The organism is Microbacterium sp. ZW T2_14, assembly GCF_044987405.1.
Lineage (GTDB): Bacteria > Actinomycetota > Actinomycetes > Actinomycetales > Microbacteriaceae > Microbacterium.
Map to the genome: position 1 here is coordinate 1 of NZ_JBJDRK010000101.1, position 7,006 is coordinate 7,006.

At 68.3% G+C, this 7,006-nt stretch carries 8 protein-coding genes; 1 reads left to right on the plus strand and 7 read right to left on the minus strand.

All coding sequences use genetic code 11. From position 1 onward, the window contains the following. On the minus strand, positions 1-617 hold a 617-nt coding region (locus ACI3KY_RS19760), incomplete at its 3' end, for a large exoprotein (RefSeq protein ID WP_404931832.1). 184 nt (positions 618-801) lie between these two features. Here ACI3KY_RS19760 and ACI3KY_RS19765 point away from each other — a divergent pair. Next, the gene (locus ACI3KY_RS19765; protein WP_404931834.1) at positions 802-1,254 is read left to right on the plus strand and encodes a DUF4282 domain-containing protein; all 453 of its coding nucleotides are present in this window, start codon (positions 802-804) and stop codon (positions 1,252-1,254) included. Positions 1,255-1,328: 74 nt separating this feature from the next. On the opposite strand, the gene ACI3KY_RS19770 is transcribed toward ACI3KY_RS19765, so the two are convergent. From ACI3KY_RS19770 to ACI3KY_RS19795, 6 genes are all read right to left on the minus strand, one after another. Further along, positions 1,329-2,078: a YaaA family protein gene (locus ACI3KY_RS19770; RefSeq protein WP_404931835.1), complete on the minus strand. Its 750-nt coding sequence runs from the start codon at positions 2,076-2,078 to the stop codon at positions 1,329-1,331. A 114-nt stretch (positions 2,079-2,192) separates the two neighbouring features. Beyond that, complete coding sequence (locus tag ACI3KY_RS19775; protein WP_194413978.1) at positions 2,193-2,453, minus strand: F0F1 ATP synthase subunit epsilon; 261 nt, start codon at positions 2,451-2,453, stop codon at positions 2,193-2,195. Position 2,454: 1 nt separating this feature from the next. Then, on the minus strand, positions 2,455-3,903 hold the full coding sequence (atpD, locus tag ACI3KY_RS19780) for a F0F1 ATP synthase subunit beta (RefSeq protein ID WP_404931837.1): 1,449 nt from the start codon (positions 3,901-3,903) through the stop codon (positions 2,455-2,457). A 40-nt stretch (positions 3,904-3,943) separates the two neighbouring features. Then, positions 3,944-4,840, minus strand: coding sequence for a F0F1 ATP synthase subunit gamma (locus tag ACI3KY_RS19785; protein WP_404931838.1), 897 nt, complete (start codon positions 4,838-4,840; stop codon positions 3,944-3,946). Positions 4,841-4,860: 20 nt separating this feature from the next. Then, on the minus strand, positions 4,861-6,498 hold the full coding sequence (atpA, locus tag ACI3KY_RS19790; RefSeq protein WP_404931839.1) for a F0F1 ATP synthase subunit alpha: 1,638 nt from the start codon (positions 6,496-6,498) through the stop codon (positions 4,861-4,863). Positions 6,499-6,576: 78 nt separating this feature from the next. After that, positions 6,577-7,006, minus strand: a 430-nt coding sequence (locus ACI3KY_RS19795; protein WP_404931840.1) for a F0F1 ATP synthase subunit delta, incomplete at its 5' end; no start/stop codon positions are given.

Here is a 7,006-nt window from a genome sequence, read left to right on the forward strand (position 1 = left end):
CTGTAGCCGGCGGGCGGCGCCGGCGGCGTGTAGCCGGCCGGGGGCTGGTATCCCGCCGGGGCGCCGTAACCGGGCGCAGTGGCGGGGTTGGCCGGGTAGCCGCCCGACGGCACCTGAGCCGGGACGCCCGACCACACGGTCTTGTCGGCGAGGAAGTTGCCGGCCCACGGCGCGGCCGGGATGGCGGTGTTCCAGCGCGAGCGGTCGAACGCGTTGATGCCGAGCCAGACGATCGCGAGGAAGAAGTAGAGGATCAGCCAGACGGCCTCCTTCTGCAGCTTCAGGCCCACCCGCCAGGCGGCCATCAGCGTGTAGAGGAAGGCGGCGATGCCGATGAGCGAGCCGAGCACGGGCACCCAGCCGAGCACGATGCCGCCGCCCCACAGCACCAGCAGCCACCACGGGTTGAGGTCGCCGAGCTTCACGAAGATCAGGGTGTTGTACACCGGCACCCATGCACGCCAGCGGCCCTGCACCCCGGCCTTGTCGAAGATCTTCATCAAGAACCACGACGCGATGATGTACCCGGCGATGGCGAAGAGGAAGAGGAGCGGTGCGAGGACGAGCCAGGCGATCAGGGCCCCCGCCCCGCTGCCGTCGTTGTAGTCCATGGTCATGGTGGAGCGACCTCCGAGAGAGTCGATTCGAGAACGCGTCAGGAGACGCCCGCGGAGCCCCTGCTCCGCTGGACACATGCTAGCGACGCTCACAGCTTCCTGTCAGCATTGACGTCATATCGGGGGGATGGCCCCCTCGGGTCCCCGGTGGATAGCCTGGGCATCACCAGATCGAAGGGCCGCCATGACAGACCAGAATCCTTCCGCCCCCACTCCCCCGCCGCTGCCCCCGCAGTCGGCCGCAGAGGCGGCGCGCACCGCGGACCCCGACGACACCGGCGTCCCCACCGTCCGGGGTGACGCCGGCGATGTCGGCAAGGGATTCTTCACGGCCCTGTTCGACCTGTCGTTCCGCACCTTCATCACGCGGCGCCTGGCCAGCGTGTTCTACCTGGTGGGACTCATCGCGATCGGCATCGGATTCATCGTCTATTTCGTCGGCGGGATCATGAGCGCCATCTCGGTCATGTGGTTCAACGTCGGAGCCGGCGTCACCGGACTCATCGCGACGATCATCGTCGTGCCGGTGCTCACCTTCCTCGCGATCGTCCTGCTGCGGTTCATCATCGAGGCCGTCGTGGCCCTCATCGCGATCGCCGAGAACACCGAGCGCACGGCGCAGCACACGCGGCGCTGAGGAGACTTCGACAAGCTCCGTCACCGGTCGCCGAGCTTGTCGAGCGGCCCCGCCGCGCCCGGGGGCCGCGGAGATCAGGCGAAGAGCTCGAGCTCGCCGCCAGCGGTCTCGCGCACACGCAGGCCGACGGCATCCGTCCACCGCAGGAAGCCCGCCGCCGATGCGATGCGCGGGCGGTCCTGGGCGAGGCGGCGAACGAGTGCCCCCTTGGCGTGCTTGTTGAAGTGGTTGAGCGCGCGGACGGCCCCGTCCGCCCCTTCGCTGACGACGCGCACGTAGCGCGAGGCGATGCCGGCGGGTACCGGTCCGAGCGCCGCATACGCCTCCGAGCGCAGGTCGAGCACGAAGCGGGGCGCGAGATCCGCGAGTGCCGCGGATACATCGCCCGCCCAGAGCCGCCGCAGCGGCACCATGCCCGGCAGGGATGTGGCGGCCCCGAGGCGATAGGCCGGAATGGCGTCCAGCGCACCCACCGGGCCGAATGGTGCCGAATGGACGAGCACGTGGGCGCCCAGCCACCGTCGACCGGCGGCGGGGACGGATGCCGCATCCAGCGCGTCGTAGAGCACACCGGTGTACCGGTCGATCGCCGGCATCGTCGGGGCTGTCCGCAGTTGCGCGTTCACCACGATCTCGCCACGCTGCGTCGGCCCCAGTTTGAGCACGCGCGCCGCCTCGTCCGCGTCGCCGGCCAGGCCGATGAGCGCGTCGATCACGGCTTCACGCTGCGGCATCAGCTGGGGCAGCGCGAGGGACGCCGGCTGCAGCGGGGGTCCGGAACCGCCCGCCCGCTTGGTCTCGGACGGCGGAAGAAGGATGAGCATTCTATGAATCCCGGTCGATGAGCGGGTGCCCCTCGACAAGCTCAGGCACCGTCGGCGAGACGAGACGCCCCGAGCCGTCCAACGGCTCGGGGCGTCTCTTCAACGGCAGTGCGTTCAGGCGATCAGCGCGGCGTTTCCGGCGACGATCGTGAGGTCGTCGCCCTCCATCGACAGGAACCCGTCCTGTGCGTTGGCGATGATCTTCGTCCCCGAGGTCTCGGTGATGCGCACCTGACCCTCGGCGAGGATCGCCAGCACCGGCTCGTGACCGCTCATGAAGCCGATCTCGCCCTCGACGGTCTTGGCGACGACGAGCGACGCCTCACCCGACCAGACCTCCGCGTCTGCGGAGACCAGGCTCACCTTGAGCGGCATGTCAGCCGTTCTCCTTCTGGATGCGCGCCCACTGCTCTTCGACGTCGGAGATGCCGCCGACGTTGAAGAACGCCTGCTCGGCGACGTGGTCGAACTCGCCCTTGACGATGGCGTCGAACGACTCGATGGTCTCCTTGATCGGGACCGTCGAACCCTCGACACCGGTGAACTTCTTCGCCATGTAGGTGTTCTGCGACAGGAACTGCTGGATGCGGCGGGCACGGGAGACGACGATCTTGTCCTCTTCGGACAGCTCGTCGACACCGAGGATCGCGATGATCTCCTGCAGCTCCTTGTTCTTCTGGAGGATCTGCTTCACGGCGGTGGCCACGCGGTAGTGGTCCTCGCCGATGTAGCGCGGGTCCAGGATGCGGCTGGTCGAGGTCAGCGGGTCGATGGCCGGGTACAGGCCCTTCGACGCGATCTCGCGCGAGAGCTCGGTCGTGGCATCGAGGTGAGCGAACGTGGTCGCCGGCGCCGGGTCGGTGTAGTCGTCGGCGGGGACGTAGATCGCCTGCAGCGAGGTGATCGAGTGACCGCGCGTCGAGGTGATGCGCTCCTGCAGCACACCCATCTCGTCGGCGAGGTTCGGCTGGTAGCCCACCGCGGACGGCATGCGGCCGAGGAGCGTCGAGACCTCGGAACCGGCCTGCGTGAAGCGGAAGATGTTGTCGATGAAGAGCAGCACGTCCTGCTTCTGCACGTCGCGGAAGTACTCCGCCATCGTGAGCGCCGAGAGGGCCACGCGCAGACGCGTCCCCGGCGGCTCGTCCATCTGTCCGAAGACGAGGGCGGTCTTGTCGAAGACGCCCGCCTCCTCCATCTCGGCGATGAGGTCGTTGCCCTCACGGGTGCGCTCGCCGACACCGGCGAACACCGACACGCCGCCGTGGTCCTGCGCGACGCGCTGGATCATCTCCTGGATGAGGACGGTCTTGCCGACGCCGGCGCCGCCGAAGAGGCCGATCTTTCCACCCTGCACGTACGGGGTGAGCAGGTCGATGCTCTTGATGCCGGTCTCGAACATCTCGGTCTTCGACTCGAGCTGATCGAACGAGGGCGCCTGACGGTGGATGCCCCAGCGCTCGGTGATCTCGATGGTCTCGCCCGGCTCGCCGTTCAGCACGTCGCCCGTGACGTTGAAGACCTTGCCCTTGGTGACGTCGCCGACCGGAACCGTGATGGGGCCGCCGGTGTCGCGCACCTCCTGGCCGCGGACCATGCCGTCGGTGGGCTTGAGGGAGATGGCGCGCACGAGGTCGTCGCCGAGGTGCTGTGCGACCTCGAGCGTGATCTCGGTCGACTCCTCGCCGATCACGATCGTCGTCTTCAGCGCGTTGTAGATGTCGGGGATCGAGTCGTGCGGGAACTCGATGTCGACGACGGGGCCGGTGACGCGTGCGACGCGCCCGACGACCGCCGTCTCGGTCTTGTCAGCGGTGAGGCTCATGGCTTCTTCTCTTTCGTGTGGTCTGACGTCGCAGCAGTGGCTACTTGCCCGAGGAAAGGGCGTCGGCGCCGCCGACGATCTCGGCGATCTGCTGCGTGATCTCTGCCTGGCGCGCGTTGTTGCGCAGGCGCGTGTAGTCGGTGATGAGCTTGTCGGCGTTGTCGCTGGCCGACTTCATCGCCTTCTGGGTCGCGGCATGCTTGGCCGCCGACGACTGCAGGAGGGCGTTGAAGACCCGGCTCTGGATGTAGACGGGCAGCAGCGCATCGAGCACGGTCTCGGCGTCCGGCTCGAACTCGTAGAGCGGGTACACCTGCGCGGACGACTGCTCCGCGGCCTCGACGACCTCGAGCGGAAGCAGGCGCACCGTCTCGGGCGACTGCGTCATCATGCTGACGAAGCGGTTGTAGACGAGGTGGATCTCGTCGACGCCGTTCTCGTCGCCGCCGCGGTCGTACGCGTCCAGCAGGGTGGCGGCGATCTCCTCGGCCGTCGTGAAGTGCGGCGTGTCGGTGTCACCCGTCCACTCGGCCGCGGCGTCCATGCGACGGAACTGGAAGAAGCCGACGGCCTTGCGACCGACGAGGTAGAACACCGGCTCCTTGCCCTGGCGGCGGATCAGCTCGGCCAGTTCGAGGCCCTCGCGGAGGATCTGCGAGTTGAAGGCGCCCGCCAGACCGCGATCGGAGGAGAAGATCACGACCGCGGAGCGGCGGATCGTCTCACGTTCGACGGTCAGCGGGTGGTCGACGTTGGAGTGCGTCGCCACCGCGGAGACGGCGCGCGTCACAGCACGCGCGAAAGGCGACGACGCGCGCACGCGCGCCATGGCCTTCTGGATGCGCGAAGCCGCGATGAGTTCCATCGCCTTCGTGATCTTCTTGGTCGTCTGAGCAGTGCTGATCTTCTGCTTGTAGACCCGGAGTTGTGCGCCCATTGTCCTAGTCCGGTGCCGCCTTAGCGGCGGCCCTTGACGATCTTCTCCTGGTTGACATCCTCGGCCTCGGCAGCCGCGACCTCTTCATGCCCCGGCTTGCCGATCGCCTGGCCCTTGCCGGCCTGGAACTCGAGGATGAAGTCGTCGGTCCGCTTGGTGAGCTCGGCGACGGTGTCGTCATCGAGCACGTTCGTGTCCCGCAGCGTGTCGAGGATCGTGGTGTTGCGGCGGAGGTAGTCCAGCAGCTCGCGCTCGAACGACAGCACGTCCTCGACCTCGATCGAGTCCAGCTTGCCGTTGGTGCCGGCCCAGATCGAGACGACCTGCTCCTCCACGGGGTACGGCGAGTACTGCGGCTGCTTGAGCAGCTCGGTCAGACGCGCGCCGCGGGCGAGCTGGCGACGGGATGCCGCATCCAGATCGCTCGCGAACATCGCGAACGCCTCGAGCGAGCGGTACTGGGCGAGCTCGAGCTTGAGCGTTCCCGAGACCTTCTTGATGGACTTGACCTGGGCGTCGCCGCCGACGCGCGACACCGAGATGCCCACGTCGACCGCGGGACGCTGGTTGGCGTTGAACAGGTCCGACTGCAGGAAGATCTGGCCGTCGGTGATCGAGATCACGTTGGTCGGGATGTACGCCGAGACGTCGTTCGCCTTGGTCTCGATGATCGGCAGGCCGGTCATCGAGCCCGCACCCAGCTCGTCAGACAGCTTCGCGCAGCGCTCCAGCAGACGGGAGTGCAGGTAGAAGACGTCACCCGGGTACGCCTCACGGCCCGGCGGGCGGCGCAGGAGCAGCGAGACCGCGCGGTAGGCCTCGGCCTGCTTGGTCAGGTCGTCGAAGATGATGAGGACATGCTTGCCCTCGTACATCCAGTGCTGTCCGATCGCGGAGCCGGTGTACGGCGCGAGGTACTTGAAGCCTGCCGGGTCGGAGGCGGGGGCCGCGACGATGGTCGTGTACTCCATCGCGCCGGCGTCCTCGAGGGCGCCCTTCACGGCCGCGATCGTCGAGCCCTTCTGGCCGATGGCGACATAGATGCAGCGCACCTGCTTGTCGACGTCACCCGACTCCCAGTTCGCCTTCTGGTTGATGATCGTGTCGATCGCGATGGCGGTCTTGCCGGTCTGGCGGTCGCCGATGATGAGCTGGCGCTGGCCACGGCCGACCGGGATCATCGCGTCGATCGCCTTGATGCCGGTCTGCAGCGGCTCGTGCACGCTCTTGCGCTGCATGACGCCCGGCGCCTGCAGTTCGAGAGCGCGACGGCCGGTGGTGGCGACCTCGCCGAGGCCGTCGATCGGGTTGCCGAGCGGGTCGACGACGCGGCCCAGGTAGCCGTCGCCGACGGCGACCGAGAGCACCTCGCCGGTGCGGGTCACCTGCTGGCCGGCCTCGACACCCGAGAACTCGCCCAGGACGACGACACCGATCTCGTGCTCGTCGAGGTTCAGCGCGAGGCCGCTCGTGCCGTCGCCGAACGTCACGAGCTCGTTCGCCATGACACCGGGCAGGCCCTCGACGTGGGCGATGCCGTCCGCGGCGTCGACGACGGTGCCGACCTCGGTGGCCGCAGCCCCGGTGGGCTCGTAGGCGGCGACGAAGTCCTTCAGCGCGTCACGGATGACGTCGGGGCTGATAGAGAGATCTGCCATTGTTTTCCTTCGTTCATGGGGCCTCGGCCCCGAAAGCTCCGCGCGGTTCCTGTCTCGGCTCCGCGTGGGAAGTCTGTGTCAGCCGGCGAGCCGCTGACGGAGGTCGGCCAGTCGCGCCGACACGCTCGCGTCGATGACGTCGTCTGCGATCTGCACGCGCAGGCCGCCGACGACCGTCGGGTCGACGATGGTGTTCAGTGACACCGGGGTCCCGTACCGCTTGGACAGGGCGGCGGTGAGCCGCTCGCTCTGCACCGCGTTCAGGGGCGCGGCGGCCACGACCGTCGCGACGGCCCGGTTGCGCTGGTCGGCGACGATGTCGGTCGCGCGCGTCAGCAGCTGGCGGATGCGTCGCTCGCGCGGCTGCTGGACGAGGGATGCCGCGATCAGCGTCGCCCCCGCGCTCGCGCGCCCCTTGAGCAGCGTCTCGACGAGCGCGCCCTTCGCGGCGGAGTCACCCAGCCGACGTCCGAGCGCCAGCTCGAGGTCGGGGTTCTCTGCCACCGTG